Origin of the sequence: Thermophilibacter provencensis, from assembly GCF_900128445.1 — a bacterium.
Classification (GTDB): domain Bacteria; phylum Actinomycetota; class Coriobacteriia; order Coriobacteriales; family Atopobiaceae; genus Thermophilibacter; species Thermophilibacter provencensis.
Genome location: NZ_LT671417.1, coordinates 265,127 through 283,597, shown reverse-complemented (window position 1 = coordinate 283,597; position 18,471 = coordinate 265,127). Strand labels below are relative to the sequence as shown.

Below are 18,471 nucleotides of genomic sequence, written 5' to 3'. Positions count from 1 at the left end.
CCGGATACTGCGATCGAGAGATCGACGAAGACAGACCAGCGAAATTCGAATCTCTGACACACAGAGACGTCAATTTCAGCGAATCCGAGATCAGCGGGATCTTAGGACGGGACGGACGCACCAACCGAAACGCACGGCGGCACGAGCCGCCTGGCACTTTGAACGGAGAGTTCGATCCTGGCTCAGGATGAACGCTGGCGGCGCGCCTAACACATGCAAGTCGAACGGTTAAAGCACCTCCGGGTGTGCATAAAGTGGCGAACGGCTGAGTAACACGTGGGCAACCTGCCCCTCGCACCGGGACAGCCTCGGGAAACCGTGGATAATACCGGATACTCCGGACCCCCCGCATGGGGGGACCGGGAAAGCCCAGACGGCGAGGGATGGGCCCGCGGCCTGTTAGCTAGTTGGTGGGGCAACGGCCCACCAAGGCGATTATGGGTAGCTGGGTTGAGAGACCGACCAGCCAGATTGGGACTGAGACACGGCCCAGACTCCTACGGGAGGCAGCAGTGGGGAATCTTGCGCAATGGGCGAAAGCCTGACGCAGCGACGCCGCGTGCGGGACGAAGGCCTTCGGGTCGTAAACCGCTTTCAGCAGGGACGAGGGGGAGACCTGACGGTACCTGCAGAAGAAGCCCCGGCTAACTACGTGCCAGCAGCCGCGGTAATACGTAGGGGGCGAGCGTTATCCGGATTCATTGGGCGTAAAGCGCTCGTAGGCGGTCCGTTAGGTCGGGAGTCAAATCCGGGGGCTCAACCCCCGCCCGCTCCCGATACCGGCGGACTTGAGTTTGGTAGGGGAAGGCGGAATTCCAAGTGTAGCGGTGGAATGCGCAGATATTTGGAAGAACACCGGTGGCGAAGGCGGCCTTCTGGGCCACAACTGACGCTGAGGAGCGAAAGCTAGGGGAGCGAACAGGATTAGATACCCTGGTAGTCCTAGCCGTAAACGATGGACACTAGGTGTGGGGGGAGAGTCCCTCCGTGCCGCAGCTAACGCATTAAGTGTCCCGCCTGGGGAGTACGGCCGCAAGGCTAAAACTCAAAGGAATTGACGGGGGCCCGCACAAGCAGCGGAGCATGTGGCTTAATTCGAAGCAACGCGAAGAACCTTACCAGGGCTTGACATCTAGGTGAAGCGGCGGAAACGCCGTGGCCGAGAGGAGCCTAGACAGGTGGTGCATGGCTGTCGTCAGCTCGTGTCGTGAGATGTTGGGTTAAGTCCCGCAACGAGCGCAACCCCCGTCGCATGTTGCCAGCGGTTCGGCCGGGCACCCATGCGAGACCGCCGGCGTCAAGCCGGAGGAAGGTGGGGATGACGTCAAGTCATCATGCCCCTTATGTCCTGGGCTGCACACGTGCTACAATGGCCGGCACAATGGGCTGCCACCGCGCGAGCGGGAGCGAATCCCCAAAGCCGGCCCCAGTTCGGATTGGAGGCTGCAACCCGCCTCCATGAAGTCGGAGTTGCTAGTAATCGCGGATCAGCACGCCGCGGTGAATGCGTTCCCGGGCCTTGTACACACCGCCCGTCACACCACCCGAGTCGATTGCACCCGAAGTCGTCGGCCCAACCTCGTGAGGGAGGCGCCGAAGGTGTGGTTGGTAAGGGGGGTGAAGTCGTAACAAGGTAGCCGTACCGGAAGGTGCGGCTGGATCACCTCCTTTCTAGGGAGAATCGCCTCTTTAGAAGAGAACAACATGACGGCGGACGTCCCCGCCAGTCCCGCTGATGCCTTCGTCGCGCCCCCCGGGGCGCGCAGTGTCCGGTCTCGAGGGCTCGCCCTCGCCGTACCTTGAGAGCTGCATAGCGTGACGAAAGATTTTCCTCAAAGAAGATCGCATCTGAAGACGCGGCGGCGCCAGCCGCCGCGAGACTTTAAGTATGTTCGAGCCATCGAAGAGAAGATGGTAAGGGCAAACGGTGGATGCCTTGGCACAGGAAGCCGACGAAGGACGTGACAAGCTGCGATAAGCCGCGGTTAGGGGCACTTGCCCGCTCGACCCGCGGATCTCCGAATGGGCGAACCCGACGGGAGTCATTTCCCGTCACCGCCGGCCGAACACATAGGCCGGTGGGAGGCAACCGGGGGAACTGAAACATCTAAGTACCCCGAGGAAGAGAAATCAATCGAGATTCCCCTAGTAGTGGCGAGCGAACGGGGACCTAGGACAAACCGGCGGCCGCGCAAGCGCCGCCGGGGTTGTAGGGCCAAGCACTGCGCAGTTACAAAACCTCGTGGAAGCGGAACGGCATGGGAAGGCCGGCGGGACAGGGTTAGAGCCCCGTACGCGAATCCGCGAGGACTGCCGCTTGGTTCCTGAGTACCGCCGGACACGTGAAACCCGGTGGGAAGCTGGGGGGTCCACCCTCCAATCCTAAATACTCTCCTGTGACCGATAGTGGACCAGTACCGTGAGGGAAAGGTGAAAAGCACCCCGGGAGGGGAGTGAAATAGTACCTGAAACCGTTTGCCTACAAGCAGTCGGAGCGGCGCTTGCGCCGTGACGGCGTGCCTTTTGTAGAATGAGCCAGCGAGTTACGGCGCGTGGCGAGGTTAAGCCACGAAGCGAGCCGCAGCGAAAGCGAGTCCGAAACGGGCGAGCAGTCGCGCGCCGTAGACGCGAAGCCGGGTGAGCTATCCATGGGCAGGCTGAAGCGGGGGTAAGACCCCGTGGAGGGCCGAACCCACCTAGGTTGAAAACTGGGGGGATGACCTGTGGATAGGAGTGAAAGGCCTATCAAACCCGGAGATATCTCGTTCTCCCCGAAATAGCTTTAGGGCTAGCCTCGGACGTTTACCTGCGGGGGTAGAGCACTGAATGGACGCGGGGGCCTCACCGCCTACCAACTCCAATCAAACTCCGAATACCGCCGGTCCAGAGTCCGGGAGTCAGAACATGTGGGCTAAGCTGTGTGTTCGAAAGGGAAACAGCCCAGACCGCCCGCTAAGGTCCCGAAGTCCGTGCTAAGTGGCAAAGGATGTGCGTTTGCCTAGACAACCAGGATGTTGGCTTAGAAGCAGCCATTCATTTAAAGAGTGCGTAATAGCTCACTGGTCGAGTGGACATGCGCCGACAATATACGGGGCTAAGCACGGCACCGAAGCGGCGGACTAGATTCGTCTAGTGGTAGGGGAGCTTTCCGTCTGGGGCGAAGCCGCGGGACGACCCGCGGTGGACCGGCCGGAAGTGAGAATGCTGGCATGAGTAACGAGAGCGGCGTGGGAAACGCCGCCGCCGTAAACCCAAGGTTTCCTGGGCGAGGCTAATCCTCCCAGGGTCAGTCGGGAGCTAAGGCGAGGCCGGAAGGCGTAGCCGATGCACAGCAGGTCGACATTCCTGCACCCCCGAACGGGCGTCATCACCGATGGGGCGACGGAGAAGGGTAGCTGGACGGGGTTCTGGACGTCCCCGCGATGGCACGTAGGCCGCAGGGTAGTGAAACGCGCCCTGCGCGAAGGCTGAGGTGCCGGACGAAGCGAATGAGCGAAGCCAGTGAGCCCATGCTTCCAAGAAAACCCCCTAGGGAGCCCGCAGGGGCCCGTACCGCAAACCGACACAGGTGGGTGGGTAGAGCATACCAAGGCGATCGGGAGAACCATGGTTAAGGAACTCGGCAAAATTGCCCCGTAACTTCGGGAGAAGGGGTGCCGCCTCGGGTGGAGGGACTTGCTCCCCGAGCCCAGGGCGGCCACAGTAAATAGGCCCAAGCGACTGTTTATCAAAAACACAGGACTCTGCTGAAGTCGTAAGACGACGTATAGGGTCTGACGCCTGCCCGGTGCCGGAAGGTCACGAGGAGCCGTCAGCGCGAGCGAAGCGGCGAATCCAAGCCCCGGTAAACGGCGGCCGTAACTATAACGGTCCTAAGGTAGCGAAATTCCTTGTCGGGTAAGTTCCGACCTGCACGAAAGGCGTAACGATTTGGGCGCTGTCTCAACCATGGACCCGGTGAAATTGCACTAGTCGTGAAGATGCGACTTACCCGCGGAAGGACGGAAAGACCCCGTGAACCTTTACTGCAGCTTGACATTGGCTGCCGGTTCGTCGTGTAGAGGATAGGTGGGAGACGCTGAACCAGGGACGCCAGTCTCTGGGGAGTCGCCCTTGGAATACCACCCTCGACGTTCTGGCATCCTAACCCGCGACCGTCACCCGGCGTGGGGACCGTGTCAGGTGGGTAGTTTGACTGGGGCGGTCGCCTCCTAAAGAGTAACGGAGGCGCACGTAAGGTCTGCTCAGGACGGTCGGCAACCGTCCCTTTGAGTGCAAGAGCATAAGCAGGCTTGACTGCGAGACGGACAGGTCGAGCAGATGGGAAACCAGGTTCTAGTGATCCGGCGGCTCAGCGTGGTATGGCCGTCGCTCAACGGATAAAAGGTACTCCGGGGATAACAGGCTGATCTTCCCCAAGAGTCCACATCGACGGGAAGGTTTGGCACCTCGATGTCGGCTCATCGCATCCTGGGGCTGGAGCAGGTCCCAAGGGTATGGCTGTTCGCCATTTAAAGCGGTACGCGAGCTGGGTTCAGAACGTCGTGAGACAGTTCGGTCCCTATCCTCCGTGGGCGTAGGAGAACTGAGGGAGGCTGCCCCTAGTACGAGAGGACCGGGGTGGACGGACCTCCGGTGTACGGGTTGTCGACCAACGGCACCGCCCGGTAGCTGAGTCCGGTTCGGATAACCGCTGAAAGCATCTAAGCGGGAAGCCAGTCCCGAGATGAGTTCTCCCTTCGGTAAGGCCACTCGTAGACTACGAGTTCGATAGGCCGCAGATGTAAGCCCCGCGAGGGGTTGAGTCGAGCGGTACTAATCGGCCGAGCTCTTCTCTTCTTCATCAGGCCCGAGCGATCCCGAGAGGGCGTCCGACGTCACGCTGTGCGGCCCCCAGGGCACGGCGCGGAGCCGCCCCTGACAGCAGAATGCCCCTTGTTGGTCAGCGACCATGGCAGGGGAGGCACACCCGGTCCCATTCCGAACCCGGAAGTTAAGCCCCCGAGCGCCGATGGTACTGCGGAGTAGTCCGTGGGAGAGCAGGACGTCGCTGACCAACAAGGGGCATTTTGCGTCGCGGCGGCGCGGGGGGCTTGCCATTCTGCGTAGGGTCCTCGCACTCCTTGCATCACAGTTTGAGCCGTCCGTAAGGTCGGCTCTTTTTGTATCTGCCCGTCGTCTTACAATGCCGTTTGCTCCGACTCTGGGGGAGTCGCTGGGCGACTCTCTGGGGAGACGCTTATGTCTTTCACCTCGCGAAGACAGGGGCTTGGCTGTAGGGGATGGCCTGTCGTAGCGGCTAATTGATGGAGTCGGACCACCTGGCCGTACGAGCGCGCCGGCACCGGCGCCGTTGTCCTCATGCGGGTAAGCCATATTCTGCTTGTCTGCTACTCCGTGGGGCAGCCTTACTGCATGTCCTTTGAGTAGTCGCGGCCGTTGAGGCCGACGTCGAGGCAATCGTCTCTGCGCGCGTGTGATGCAGGACGCCTTTATATTTCTGCCAAGAAGCCCTAATGGGTAATTGAGATTCCACTGATCTTGGGGCGTGGCGTGATTTCAACTTCGTCGCGCACCGACCGGAGTGGCGTCATGCGATGCTTATCGAGGCGCCCCGATTTTGAGCGGTCTATAAAACCCTCTTCCCCCGAGGGAAGGTCGCGCAACTCGTCGACCTCCGCCTCGCGCGTGGTGTCCCGTGGTCCGTCCAATCGGTTCTCGTTGTGGTGAGGGCGTTACAACGTTATCTGCGTACGTCGCGGGTGTCTCTGCGTGGATGAGCTCGTGTCGTTGCGCTCGTGGGGGCTCCGACTGGTGGAGTACGCTACGGCGGGGTAACCGCCCGCGAGGTTGACATGTCGGAGGCGGACAAATCACAAAACCGGACAAACCCCTCGTGGGTCACGTTCTTGCGAGGAGGTATACGAGCGTCAGCTCATGGCGTCTAGGTTCGGACTAAATCGAAATGCCCTGCCCCCCTTATCGACTTCTCGATGGTCTACGGGCATGACGGCCTGGCGAGCTGCCGCGGGATAGCGCGCTCCGATAACGGGTCGGGGCTGGCATTAGGTCAACGGCTTGCATCGTCGCAGGAACAAGTGCATCAAGCACCTAACGATACTTCGCCGCAATGCGCTCATCAGCAAAAGGGACAGGTTCGGAAAGATACGAGGAGGAGTGGGGTCGAAGGGATAGGGCGCCTCGAGTCTCTGGGGTGAGGTGCGAAAGAGGCTCGACGTCACATGCGCGATTGGGTGGGATGCGGCCCCGTATGCGGTTCGTCCGCGGGCATCAAGAGTCAGGGGTGATAACGTACCCCAGCCGCCCATGTCGAAATCCGAAGGAATCGGAGGCCCATCGTTAGGGCACGACGCGGCCGGATTCTTTCGCAGGGCAATCCATGAAGTCGAAAGCGATCCCAAATTGTGGAGGAAACGTGAACCTCGCGATTCCCGCCCCCGCGGGGCCGCCGGGTGCGTATAGTTAATCCCCGCGCAGCGACGGGGCAGGCGCCCCCGACCAGCGCGGCGAACCTTGAAAACCGGATACTGCGATCGAGAGATCGACGAAGACAGACCAGCGAAATTCGAATCTCTGACACACAGAGACGTCAATTTCAGCGAATCCGAGATCAGCGGGATCTTAGGACGGGACGGACGCACCAACCGAAACGCACGGCGGCACGAGCCGCCTGGCACTTTGAACGGAGAGTTCGATCCTGGCTCAGGATGAACGCTGGCGGCGCGCCTAACACATGCAAGTCGAACGGTTAAAGCACCTCCGGGTGTGCATAAAGTGGCGAACGGCTGAGTAACACGTGGGCAACCTGCCCCTCGCACCGGGACAGCCTCGGGAAACCGTGGATAATACCGGATACTCCGGACCCCCCGCATGGGGGGACCGGGAAAGCCCAGACGGCGAGGGATGGGCCCGCGGCCTGTTAGCTAGTTGGTGGGGCAACGGCCCACCAAGGCGATTATGGGTAGCTGGGTTGAGAGACCGACCAGCCAGATTGGGACTGAGACACGGCCCAGACTCCTACGGGAGGCAGCAGTGGGGAATCTTGCGCAATGGGCGAAAGCCTGACGCAGCGACGCCGCGTGCGGGACGAAGGCCTTCGGGTCGTAAACCGCTTTCAGCAGGGACGAGGGGGAGACCTGACGGTACCTGCAGAAGAAGCCCCGGCTAACTACGTGCCAGCAGCCGCGGTAATACGTAGGGGGCGAGCGTTATCCGGATTCATTGGGCGTAAAGCGCTCGTAGGCGGTCCGTTAGGTCGGGAGTCAAATCCGGGGGCTCAACCCCCGCCCGCTCCCGATACCGGCGGACTTGAGTTTGGTAGGGGAAGGCGGAATTCCAAGTGTAGCGGTGGAATGCGCAGATATTTGGAAGAACACCGGTGGCGAAGGCGGCCTTCTGGGCCACAACTGACGCTGAGGAGCGAAAGCTAGGGGAGCGAACAGGATTAGATACCCTGGTAGTCCTAGCCGTAAACGATGGACACTAGGTGTGGGGGGAGAGTCCCTCCGTGCCGCAGCTAACGCATTAAGTGTCCCGCCTGGGGAGTACGGCCGCAAGGCTAAAACTCAAAGGAATTGACGGGGGCCCGCACAAGCAGCGGAGCATGTGGCTTAATTCGAAGCAACGCGAAGAACCTTACCAGGGCTTGACATCTAGGTGAAGCGGCGGAAACGCCGTGGCCGAGAGGAGCCTAGACAGGTGGTGCATGGCTGTCGTCAGCTCGTGTCGTGAGATGTTGGGTTAAGTCCCGCAACGAGCGCAACCCCCGTCGCATGTTGCCAGCGGTTCGGCCGGGCACCCATGCGAGACCGCCGGCGTCAAGCCGGAGGAAGGTGGGGATGACGTCAAGTCATCATGCCCCTTATGTCCTGGGCTGCACACGTGCTACAATGGCCGGCACAATGGGCTGCCACCGCGCGAGCGGGAGCGAATCCCCAAAGCCGGCCCCAGTTCGGATTGGAGGCTGCAACCCGCCTCCATGAAGTCGGAGTTGCTAGTAATCGCGGATCAGCACGCCGCGGTGAATGCGTTCCCGGGCCTTGTACACACCGCCCGTCACACCACCCGAGTCGATTGCACCCGAAGTCGTCGGCCCAACCTCGTGAGGGAGGCGCCGAAGGTGTGGTTGGTAAGGGGGGTGAAGTCGTAACAAGGTAGCCGTACCGGAAGGTGCGGCTGGATCACCTCCTTTCTAGGGAGAATCGCCTCTTTAGAAGAGAACAACATGACGGCGGACGTCCCCGCCAGTCCCGCTGATGCCTTCGTCGCGCCCCCCGGGGCGCGCAGTGTCCGGTCTCGAGGGCTCGCCCTCGCCGTACCTTGAGAGCTGCATAGCGTGACGAAAGATTTTCCTCAAAGAAGATCGCATCTGAAGACGCGGCGGCGCCAGCCGCCGCGAGACTTTAAGTATGTTCGAGCCATCGAAGAGAAGATGGTAAGGGCAAACGGTGGATGCCTTGGCACAGGAAGCCGACGAAGGACGTGACAAGCTGCGATAAGCCGCGGTTAGGGGCACTTGCCCGCTCGACCCGCGGATCTCCGAATGGGCGAACCCGACGGGAGTCATTTCCCGTCACCGCCGGCCGAACACATAGGCCGGTGGGAGGCAACCGGGGGAACTGAAACATCTAAGTACCCCGAGGAAGAGAAATCAATCGAGATTCCCCTAGTAGTGGCGAGCGAACGGGGACCTAGGACAAACCGGCGGCCGCGCAAGCGCCGCCGGGGTTGTAGGGCCAAGCACTGCGCAGTTACAAAACCTCGTGGAAGCGGAACGGCATGGGAAGGCCGGCGGGACAGGGTTAGAGCCCCGTACGCGAATCCGCGAGGACTGCCGCTTGGTTCCTGAGTACCGCCGGACACGTGAAACCCGGTGGGAAGCTGGGGGGTCCACCCTCCAATCCTAAATACTCTCCTGTGACCGATAGTGGACCAGTACCGTGAGGGAAAGGTGAAAAGCACCCCGGGAGGGGAGTGAAATAGTACCTGAAACCGTTTGCCTACAAGCAGTCGGAGCGGCGCTTGCGCCGTGACGGCGTGCCTTTTGTAGAATGAGCCAGCGAGTTACGGCGCGTGGCGAGGTTAAGCCACGAAGCGAGCCGCAGCGAAAGCGAGTCCGAAACGGGCGAGCAGTCGCGCGCCGTAGACGCGAAGCCGGGTGAGCTATCCATGGGCAGGCTGAAGCGGGGGTAAGACCCCGTGGAGGGCCGAACCCACCTAGGTTGAAAACTGGGGGGATGACCTGTGGATAGGAGTGAAAGGCCTATCAAACCCGGAGATATCTCGTTCTCCCCGAAATAGCTTTAGGGCTAGCCTCGGACGTTTACCTGCGGGGGTAGAGCACTGAATGGACGCGGGGGCCTCACCGCCTACCAACTCCAATCAAACTCCGAATACCGCCGGTCCAGAGTCCGGGAGTCAGAACATGTGGGCTAAGCTGTGTGTTCGAAAGGGAAACAGCCCAGACCGCCCGCTAAGGTCCCGAAGTCCGTGCTAAGTGGCAAAGGATGTGCGTTTGCCTAGACAACCAGGATGTTGGCTTAGAAGCAGCCATTCATTTAAAGAGTGCGTAATAGCTCACTGGTCGAGTGGACATGCGCCGACAATATACGGGGCTAAGCACGGCACCGAAGCGGCGGACTAGATTCGTCTAGTGGTAGGGGAGCTTTCCGTCTGGGGCGAAGCCGCGGGACGACCCGCGGTGGACCGGCCGGAAGTGAGAATGCTGGCATGAGTAACGAGAGCGGCGTGGGAAACGCCGCCGCCGTAAACCCAAGGTTTCCTGGGCGAGGCTAATCCTCCCAGGGTCAGTCGGGAGCTAAGGCGAGGCCGGAAGGCGTAGCCGATGCACAGCAGGTCGACATTCCTGCACCCCCGAACGGGCGTCATCACCGATGGGGCGACGGAGAAGGGTAGCTGGACGGGGTTCTGGACGTCCCCGCGATGGCACGTAGGCCGCAGGGTAGTGAAACGCGCCCTGCGCGAAGGCTGAGGTGCCGGACGAAGCGAATGAGCGAAGCCAGTGAGCCCATGCTTCCAAGAAAACCCCCTAGGGAGCCCGCAGGGGCCCGTACCGCAAACCGACACAGGTGGGTGGGTAGAGCATACCAAGGCGATCGGGAGAACCATGGTTAAGGAACTCGGCAAAATTGCCCCGTAACTTCGGGAGAAGGGGTGCCGCCTCGGGTGGAGGGACTTGCTCCCCGAGCCCAGGGCGGCCACAGTAAATAGGCCCAAGCGACTGTTTATCAAAAACACAGGACTCTGCTGAAGTCGTAAGACGACGTATAGGGTCTGACGCCTGCCCGGTGCCGGAAGGTCACGAGGAGCCGTCAGCGCGAGCGAAGCGGCGAATCCAAGCCCCGGTAAACGGCGGCCGTAACTATAACGGTCCTAAGGTAGCGAAATTCCTTGTCGGGTAAGTTCCGACCTGCACGAAAGGCGTAACGATTTGGGCGCTGTCTCAACCATGGACCCGGTGAAATTGCACTAGTCGTGAAGATGCGACTTACCCGCGGAAGGACGGAAAGACCCCGTGAACCTTTACTGCAGCTTGACATTGGCTGCCGGTTCGTCGTGTAGAGGATAGGTGGGAGACGCTGAACCAGGGACGCCAGTCTCTGGGGAGTCGCCCTTGGAATACCACCCTCGACGTTCTGGCATCCTAACCCGCGACCGTCACCCGGCGTGGGGACCGTGTCAGGTGGGTAGTTTGACTGGGGCGGTCGCCTCCTAAAGAGTAACGGAGGCGCACGTAAGGTCTGCTCAGGACGGTCGGCAACCGTCCCTTTGAGTGCAAGAGCATAAGCAGGCTTGACTGCGAGACGGACAGGTCGAGCAGATGGGAAACCAGGTTCTAGTGATCCGGCGGCTCAGCGTGGTATGGCCGTCGCTCAACGGATAAAAGGTACTCCGGGGATAACAGGCTGATCTTCCCCAAGAGTCCACATCGACGGGAAGGTTTGGCACCTCGATGTCGGCTCATCGCATCCTGGGGCTGGAGCAGGTCCCAAGGGTATGGCTGTTCGCCATTTAAAGCGGTACGCGAGCTGGGTTCAGAACGTCGTGAGACAGTTCGGTCCCTATCCTCCGTGGGCGTAGGAGAACTGAGGGAGGCTGCCCCTAGTACGAGAGGACCGGGGTGGACGGACCTCCGGTGTACGGGTTGTCGACCAACGGCACCGCCCGGTAGCTGAGTCCGGTTCGGATAACCGCTGAAAGCATCTAAGCGGGAAGCCAGTCCCGAGATGAGTTCTCCCTTCGGTAAGGCCACTCGTAGACTACGAGTTCGATAGGCCGCAGATGTAAGCCCCGCGAGGGGTTGAGTCGAGCGGTACTAATCGGCCGAGCTCTTCTCTTCTTCATCAGGCCCGAGCGATCCCGAGAGGGCGTCCGACGTCACGCTGTGCGGCCCCCAGGGCACGGCGCGGAGCCGCCCCTGACAGCAGAATGCCCCTTGTTGGTCAGCGACCATGGCAGGGGAGGCACACCCGGTCCCATTCCGAACCCGGAAGTTAAGCCCCCGAGCGCCGATGGTACTGCGGAGTAGTCCGTGGGAGAGCAGGACGTCGCTGACCAACAAGGGGCATTTTGCGTCGCGGCGGCGCGGGGGGCGCCCGGCCCGCGGAATCCAGCTTACAATTCAGCCTGTATCTGCACTCCACAGGTCTTTGCCGCCGCGGCTCGCCTCGGCGCCTTAGCAAGGTCTTCATGGGGCTGACGTGGAAGTCGGCGCCGTCAAGGACCCTGCCTGCTTTCTCACGCTTCGTATGCTCGGCATACGATGACGCAAACCCTCCTGCAGCGTTACGTTCAGTTGGCGTCTCAAAGCCTCATGTGCCCTCGGGTGCACGCGCGACCCTTTGCATCCACGGGCACGTGGGCGAGCCTCGTACCAGGGGCGGCCCAGACCGCGCGTGCTGTCTGCGTATTTTGCTGCCCTGGTGAACGACTACTTTATTGGTGCGACGCGGTCTGTTTCGCCAGTGCTAAGTGCCAGTGCGCCAGCGTATCCTTTTGCCCCGTGTGTGTGCCTCTGACGCCATTCTCAAGCAGAGATTCCTTTGGCTCCGAGGTCGTCACGAGCGCCTTGGTTCAGGTCGCCGCGCTTGTGTCTATTGCATAGGCTGCCTCTGGCATCGCCATGTCGACCGACTAGCCGGACCTCAGCGCCTTTGTTGGCTTGTTACGGTGGGGGAGGCTAGGATAGCGCTGCTGGGCGGAGTCGTGGGGCACCTTGGCGGTTGAGGCGTCCAGGCCGGATCCTGATTTGGTGAGCATCTTGGTCTCGCGCGAGCCGCGGAGCTCGTTTGATGAAAGTGACCTCCTGGAGCAATTGGGCCTACCGCGAGCCCCCTGCAAGCGATATCGCCGCATGCCCCCGTTGCTGTTGCCGCCCTCACGGCCGCCTTCTCATGACACCCTCATGCCATCCCTGCGGTCACGTCTTGTGTGAAGCGACAAGGGGCGTGTGCCCAAGATGTCCGCTCCTCCTTGCCTTCATATCCCGGACCCCCTTCCCTCACCTTTAATTCAGCCTGGGCCGTTAACCCTGCCCTCCATGGAGCCTCGTCAGCGTATTCAGCGTGCCAGAAAGAGACGGCCGCGGGGCGCTTGCCGATGACGATCCTCGACCGAGGCTTCCGGTGCGGATAGCGCTCCGCGGTTACCGATGCACGGCGCGCGATCATTGGGATTTGGCTCGCAAATCGTGATTGCGTCAAAGAGCGTAATGGGTTATCGCTCGCGGCCCGCATCGACGTTGATGTTCGCGCCCTTGCCAAGAGCGCGCCCGCGCAGACCCTCGGCGTCACTTCTGATGAGGATGCGTAGGTCCGCCCCCGCCCGAACATGCAATGAGGCTGGGTGCTGCCAACTTCCGGCACGCTGCTTGCTTGAGAGGCACGAACCATGCCGGACCTCATCTCTGTCAGATCGTTTTACCGCTGTAGCTGCACGGACGTACTGCTCGGCCCCCGGCTCGCGGGCCCAGTTGTGGAGGAAACGTGAACCTCGCGATTCCCGCCCCCGCGGGGCCGCCGGGTGCGTATAGTTAATCCCCGCGCAGCGACGGGGCAGGCGCCCCCGACCAGCGCGGCGAACCTTGAAAACCGGATACTGCGATCGAGAGATCGACGAAGACAGACCAGCGAAATTCGAATCTCTGACACACAGAGACGTCAATTTCAGCGAATCCGAGATCAGCGGGATCTTAGGACGGGACGGACGCACCAACCGAAACGCACGGCGGCACGAGCCGCCTGGCACTTTGAACGGAGAGTTCGATCCTGGCTCAGGATGAACGCTGGCGGCGCGCCTAACACATGCAAGTCGAACGGTTAAAGCACCTCCGGGTGTGCATAAAGTGGCGAACGGCTGAGTAACACGTGGGCAACCTGCCCCTCGCACCGGGACAGCCTCGGGAAACCGTGGATAATACCGGATACTCCGGACCCCCCGCATGGGGGGACCGGGAAAGCCCAGACGGCGAGGGATGGGCCCGCGGCCTGTTAGCTAGTTGGTGGGGCAACGGCCCACCAAGGCGATTATGGGTAGCTGGGTTGAGAGACCGACCAGCCAGATTGGGACTGAGACACGGCCCAGACTCCTACGGGAGGCAGCAGTGGGGAATCTTGCGCAATGGGCGAAAGCCTGACGCAGCGACGCCGCGTGCGGGACGAAGGCCTTCGGGTCGTAAACCGCTTTCAGCAGGGACGAGGGGGAGACCTGACGGTACCTGCAGAAGAAGCCCCGGCTAACTACGTGCCAGCAGCCGCGGTAATACGTAGGGGGCGAGCGTTATCCGGATTCATTGGGCGTAAAGCGCTCGTAGGCGGTCCGTTAGGTCGGGAGTCAAATCCGGGGGCTCAACCCCCGCCCGCTCCCGATACCGGCGGACTTGAGTTTGGTAGGGGAAGGCGGAATTCCAATTGTAGCGGTGGAATGCGCAGATATTTGGAAGAACACCGGTGGCGAAGGCGGCCTTCTGGGCCACAACTGACGCTGAGGAGCGAAAGCTAGGGGAGCGAACAGGATTAGATACCCTGGTAGTCCTAGCCGTAAACGATGGACACTAGGTGTGGGGGGAGAGTCCCTCCGTGCCGCAGCTAACGCATTAAGTGTCCCGCCTGGGGAGTACGGCCGCAAGGCTAAAACTCAAAGGAATTGACGGGGGCCCGCACAAGCAGCGGAGCATGTGGCTTAATTCGAAGCAACGCGAAGAACCTTACCAGGGCTTGACATCTAGGTGAAGCGGCGGAAACGCCGTGGCCGAGAGGAGCCTAGACAGGTGGTGCATGGCTGTCGTCAGCTCGTGTCGTGAGATGTTGGGTTAAGTCCCGCAACGAGCGCAACCCCCGTCGCATGTTGCCAGCGGTTCGGCCGGGCACCCATGCGAGACCGCCGGCGTCAAGCCGGAGGAAGGTGGGGATGACGTCAAGTCATCATGCCCCTTATGTCCTGGGCTGCACACGTGCTACAATGGCCGGCACAATGGGCTGCCACCGCGCGAGCGGGAGCGAATCCCCAAAGCCGGCCCCAGTTCGGATTGGAGGCTGCAACCCGCCTCCATGAAGTCGGAGTTGCTAGTAATCGCGGATCAGCACGCCGCGGTGAATGCGTTCCCGGGCCTTGTACACACCGCCCGTCACACCACCCGAGTCGATTGCACCCGAAGTCGTCGGCCCAACCTCGTGAGGGAGGCGCCGAAGGTGTGGTTGGTAAGGGGGGTGAAGTCGTAACAAGGTAGCCGTACCGGAAGGTGCGGCTGGATCACCTCCTTTCTAGGGAGAATCGCCTCTTTAGAAGAGAACAACATGACGGCGGACGTCCCCGCCAGTCCCGCTGATGCCTTCGTCGCGCCCCCCGGGGCGCGCAGTGTCCGGTCTCGAGGGCTCGCCCTCGCCGTACCTTGAGAGCTGCATAGCGTGACGAAAGATTTTCCTCAAAGAAGATCGCATCTGAAGACGCGGCGGCGCCAGCCGCCGCGAGACTTTAAGTATGTTCGAGCCATCGAAGAGAAGATGGTAAGGGCAAACGGTGGATGCCTTGGCACAGGAAGCCGACGAAGGACGTGACAAGCTGCGATAAGCCGCGGTTAGGGGCACTTGCCCGCTCGACCCGCGGATCTCCGAATGGGCGAACCCGACGGGAGTCATTTCCCGTCACCGCCGGCCGAACACATAGGCCGGTGGGAGGCAACCGGGGGAACTGAAACATCTAAGTACCCCGAGGAAGAGAAATCAATCGAGATTCCCCTAGTAGTGGCGAGCGAACGGGGACCTAGGACAAACCGGCGGCCGCGCAAGCGCCGCCGGGGTTGTAGGGCCAAGCACTGCGCAGTTACAAAACCTCGTGGAAGCGGAACGGCATGGGAAGGCCGGCGGGACAGGGTTAGAGCCCCGTACGCGAATCCGCGAGGACTGCCGCTTGGTTCCTGAGTACCGCCGGACACGTGAAACCCGGTGGGAAGCTGGGGGGTCCACCCTCCAATCCTAAATACTCTCCTGTGACCGATAGTGGACCAGTACCGTGAGGGAAAGGTGAAAAGCACCCCGGGAGGGGAGTGAAATAGTACCTGAAACCGTTTGCCTACAAGCAGTCGGAGCGGCGCTTGCGCCGTGACGGCGTGCCTTTTGTAGAATGAGCCAGCGAGTTACGGCGCGTGGCGAGGTTAAGCCACGAAGCGAGCCGCAGCGAAAGCGAGTCCGAAACGGGCGAGCAGTCGCGCGCCGTAGACGCGAAGCCGGGTGAGCTATCCATGGGCAGGCTGAAGCGGGGGTAAGACCCCGTGGAGGGCCGAACCCACCTAGGTTGAAAACTGGGGGGATGACCTGTGGATAGGAGTGAAAGGCCTATCAAACCCGGAGATATCTCGTTCTCCCCGAAATAGCTTTAGGGCTAGCCTCGGACGTTTACCTGCGGGGGTAGAGCACTGAATGGACGCGGGGGCCTCACCGCCTACCAACTCCAATCAAACTCCGAATACCGCCGGTCCAGAGTCCGGGAGTCAGAACATGTGGGCTAAGCTGTGTGTTCGAAAGGGAAACAGCCCAGACCGCCCGCTAAGGTCCCGAAGTCCGTGCTAAGTGGCAAAGGATGTGCGTTTGCCTAGACAACCAGGATGTTGGCTTAGAAGCAGCCATTCATTTAAAGAGTGCGTAATAGCTCACTGGTCGAGTGGACATGCGCCGACAATATACGGGGCTAAGCACGGCACCGAAGCGGCGGACTAGATTCGTCTAGTGGTAGGGGAGCTTTCCGTCTGGGGCGAAGCCGCGGGACGACCCGCGGTGGACCGGCCGGAAGTGAGAATGCTGGCATGAGTAACGAGAGCGGCGTGGGAAACGCCGCCGCCGTAAACCCAAGGTTTCCTGGGCGAGGCTAATCCTCCCAGGGTCAGTCGGGAGCTAAGGCGAGGCCGGAAGGCGTAGCCGATGCACAGCAGGTCGACATTCCTGCACCCCCGAACGGGCGTCATCACCGATGGGGCGACGGAGAAGGGTAGCTGGACGGGGTTCTGGACGTCCCCGCGATGGCACGTAGGCCGCAGGGTAGTGAAACGCGCCCTGCGCGAAGGCTGAGGTGCCGGACGAAGCGAATGAGCGAAGCCAGTGAGCCCATGCTTCCAAGAAAACCCCCTAGGGAGCCCGCAGGGGCCCGTACCGCAAACCGACACAGGTGGGTGGGTAGAGCATACCAAGGCGATCGGGAGAACCATGGTTAAGGAACTCGGCAAAATTGCCCCGTAACTTCGGGAGAAGGGGTGCCGCCTCGGGTGGAGGGACTTGCTCCCCGAGCCCAGGGCGGCCACAGTAAATAGGCCCAAGCGACTGTTTATCAAAAACACAGGACTCTGCTGAAGTCGTAAGACGACGTATAGGGTCTGACGCCTGCCCGGTGCCGGAAGGTCACGAGGAGCCGTCAGCGCGAGCGAAGCGGCGAATCCAAGCCCCGGTAAACGGCGGCCGTAACTATAACGGTCCTAAGGTAGCGAAATTCCTTGTCGGGTAAGTTCCGACCTGCACGAAAGGCGTAACGATTTGGGCGCTGTCTCAACCATGGACCCGGTGAAATTGCACTAGTCGTGAAGATGCGACTTACCCGCGGAAGGACGGAAAGACCCCGTGAACCTTTACTGCAGCTTGACATTGGCTGCCGGTTCGTCGTGTAGAGGATAGGTGGGAGACGCTGAACCAGGGACGCCAGTCTCTGGGGAGTCGCCCTTGGAATACCACCCTCGACGTTCTGGCATCCTAACCCGCGACCGTCACCCGGCGTGGGGACCGTGTCAGGTGGGTAGTTTGACTGGGGCGGTCGCCTCCTAAAGAGTAACGGAGGCGCACGTAAGGTCTGCTCAGGACGGTCGGCAACCGTCCCTTTGAGTGCAAGAGCATAAGCAGGCTTGACTGCGAGACGGACAGGTCGAGCAGATGGGAAACCAGGTTCTAGTGATCCGGCGGCTCAGCGTGGTATGGCCGTCGCTCAACGGATAAAAGGTACTCCGGGGATAACAGGCTGATCTTCCCCAAGAGTCCACATCGACGGGAAGGTTTGGCACCTCGATGTCGGCTCATCGCATCCTGGGGCTGGAGCAGGTCCCAAGGGTATGGCTGTTCGCCATTTAAAGCGGTACGCGAGCTGGGTTCAGAACGTCGTGAGACAGTTCGGTCCCTATCCTCCGTGGGCGTAGGAGAACTGAGGGAGGCTGCCCCTAGTACGAGAGGACCGGGGTGGACGGACCTCCGGTGTACGGGTTGTCGACCAACGGCACCGCCCGGTAGCTGAGTCCGGTTCGGATAACCGCTGAAAGCATCTAAGCGGGAAGCCAGTCCCGAGATGAGTTCTCCCTTCGGTAAGGCCACTCGTAGACTACGAGTTCGATAGGCCGCAGATGTAAGCCCCGCGAGGGGTTGAGTCGAGCGGTACTAATCGGCCGAGCTCTTCTCTTCTTCATCAGGCCCGAGCGATCCCGAGAGGGCGTCCGACGTCACGCTGTGCGGCCCCCAGGGCACGGCGCGGAGCCGCCCCTGACAGCAGAATGCCCCTTGTTGGTCAGCGACCATGGCAGGGGAGGCACACCCGGTCCCATTCCGAACCCGGAAGTTAAGCCCCCGAGCGCCGATGGTACTGCGGAGTAGTCCGTGGGAGAGCAGGACGTCGCTGACCAACAAGGGGCATTTTGCGTCGCGGCGGCGCGGGGGGCCTTTCTCTGACGCCTAGCTGACGATTCACTTTCTGCGTTTTCATTTATTGACGATAACTAATAGATTACGCCCACTACCTTTAATGGTATTTTCAGCATGCACTTGCAACGACTGTCCGTTTCGAGCTTGCTGGAGGGCCAATGACTTCCTTGCCTACCAACCCCAGTAAAGGGGCGTCCACGGATCGCGGCGCAGAATCTCGTGACGCGCTTGATTGCCTAGCGAGCATGCTGTTTGATGGCGGCAG

General features: G+C 61.1%; 9 rRNA genes. All 9 read left to right on the top strand.

The features are described 5' to 3' along the window. Positions 1-159: 159 nt before the first annotated feature. The 9 genes from BQ7391_RS01235 to rrf (BQ7391_RS01195) all read left to right on the top strand — a co-directional run bounded on the left by BQ7391_RS01235 (position 160) and on the right by rrf (BQ7391_RS01195) (position 18,186). Positions 160-1,671, top strand: a 16S ribosomal RNA gene (locus BQ7391_RS01235). Between the two features lie 233 nt (positions 1,672-1,904). Continuing rightward, a 23S ribosomal RNA gene (locus tag BQ7391_RS01230) occupies positions 1,905-4,839 on the top strand. 102 nt (positions 4,840-4,941) lie between these two features. After that, a 5S ribosomal RNA gene (gene rrf / locus BQ7391_RS01225) occupies positions 4,942-5,056 on the top strand. A gap of 1,644 nt (positions 5,057-6,700) precedes the next feature. Continuing rightward, a 16S ribosomal RNA gene (locus BQ7391_RS01220) occupies positions 6,701-8,212 on the top strand. 233 nt (positions 8,213-8,445) lie between these two features. Beyond that, positions 8,446-11,380, top strand: a 23S ribosomal RNA gene (locus BQ7391_RS01215). A 102-nt stretch (positions 11,381-11,482) separates the two neighbouring features. Beyond that, positions 11,483-11,597 (top strand): 5S ribosomal RNA (gene rrf / locus BQ7391_RS01210). 1,692 nt (positions 11,598-13,289) lie between these two features. Beyond that, a 16S ribosomal RNA gene (locus tag BQ7391_RS01205) occupies positions 13,290-14,801 on the top strand. A 233-nt stretch (positions 14,802-15,034) separates the two neighbouring features. After that, positions 15,035-17,969, top strand: a 23S ribosomal RNA gene (locus BQ7391_RS01200). 102 nt (positions 17,970-18,071) lie between these two features. Further along, a 5S ribosomal RNA gene (gene rrf / locus BQ7391_RS01195) occupies positions 18,072-18,186 on the top strand. The 16S, 23S and 5S rRNA genes sit together here, the layout of an rRNA operon. Positions 18,187-18,471 lie beyond the last annotated feature (285 nt).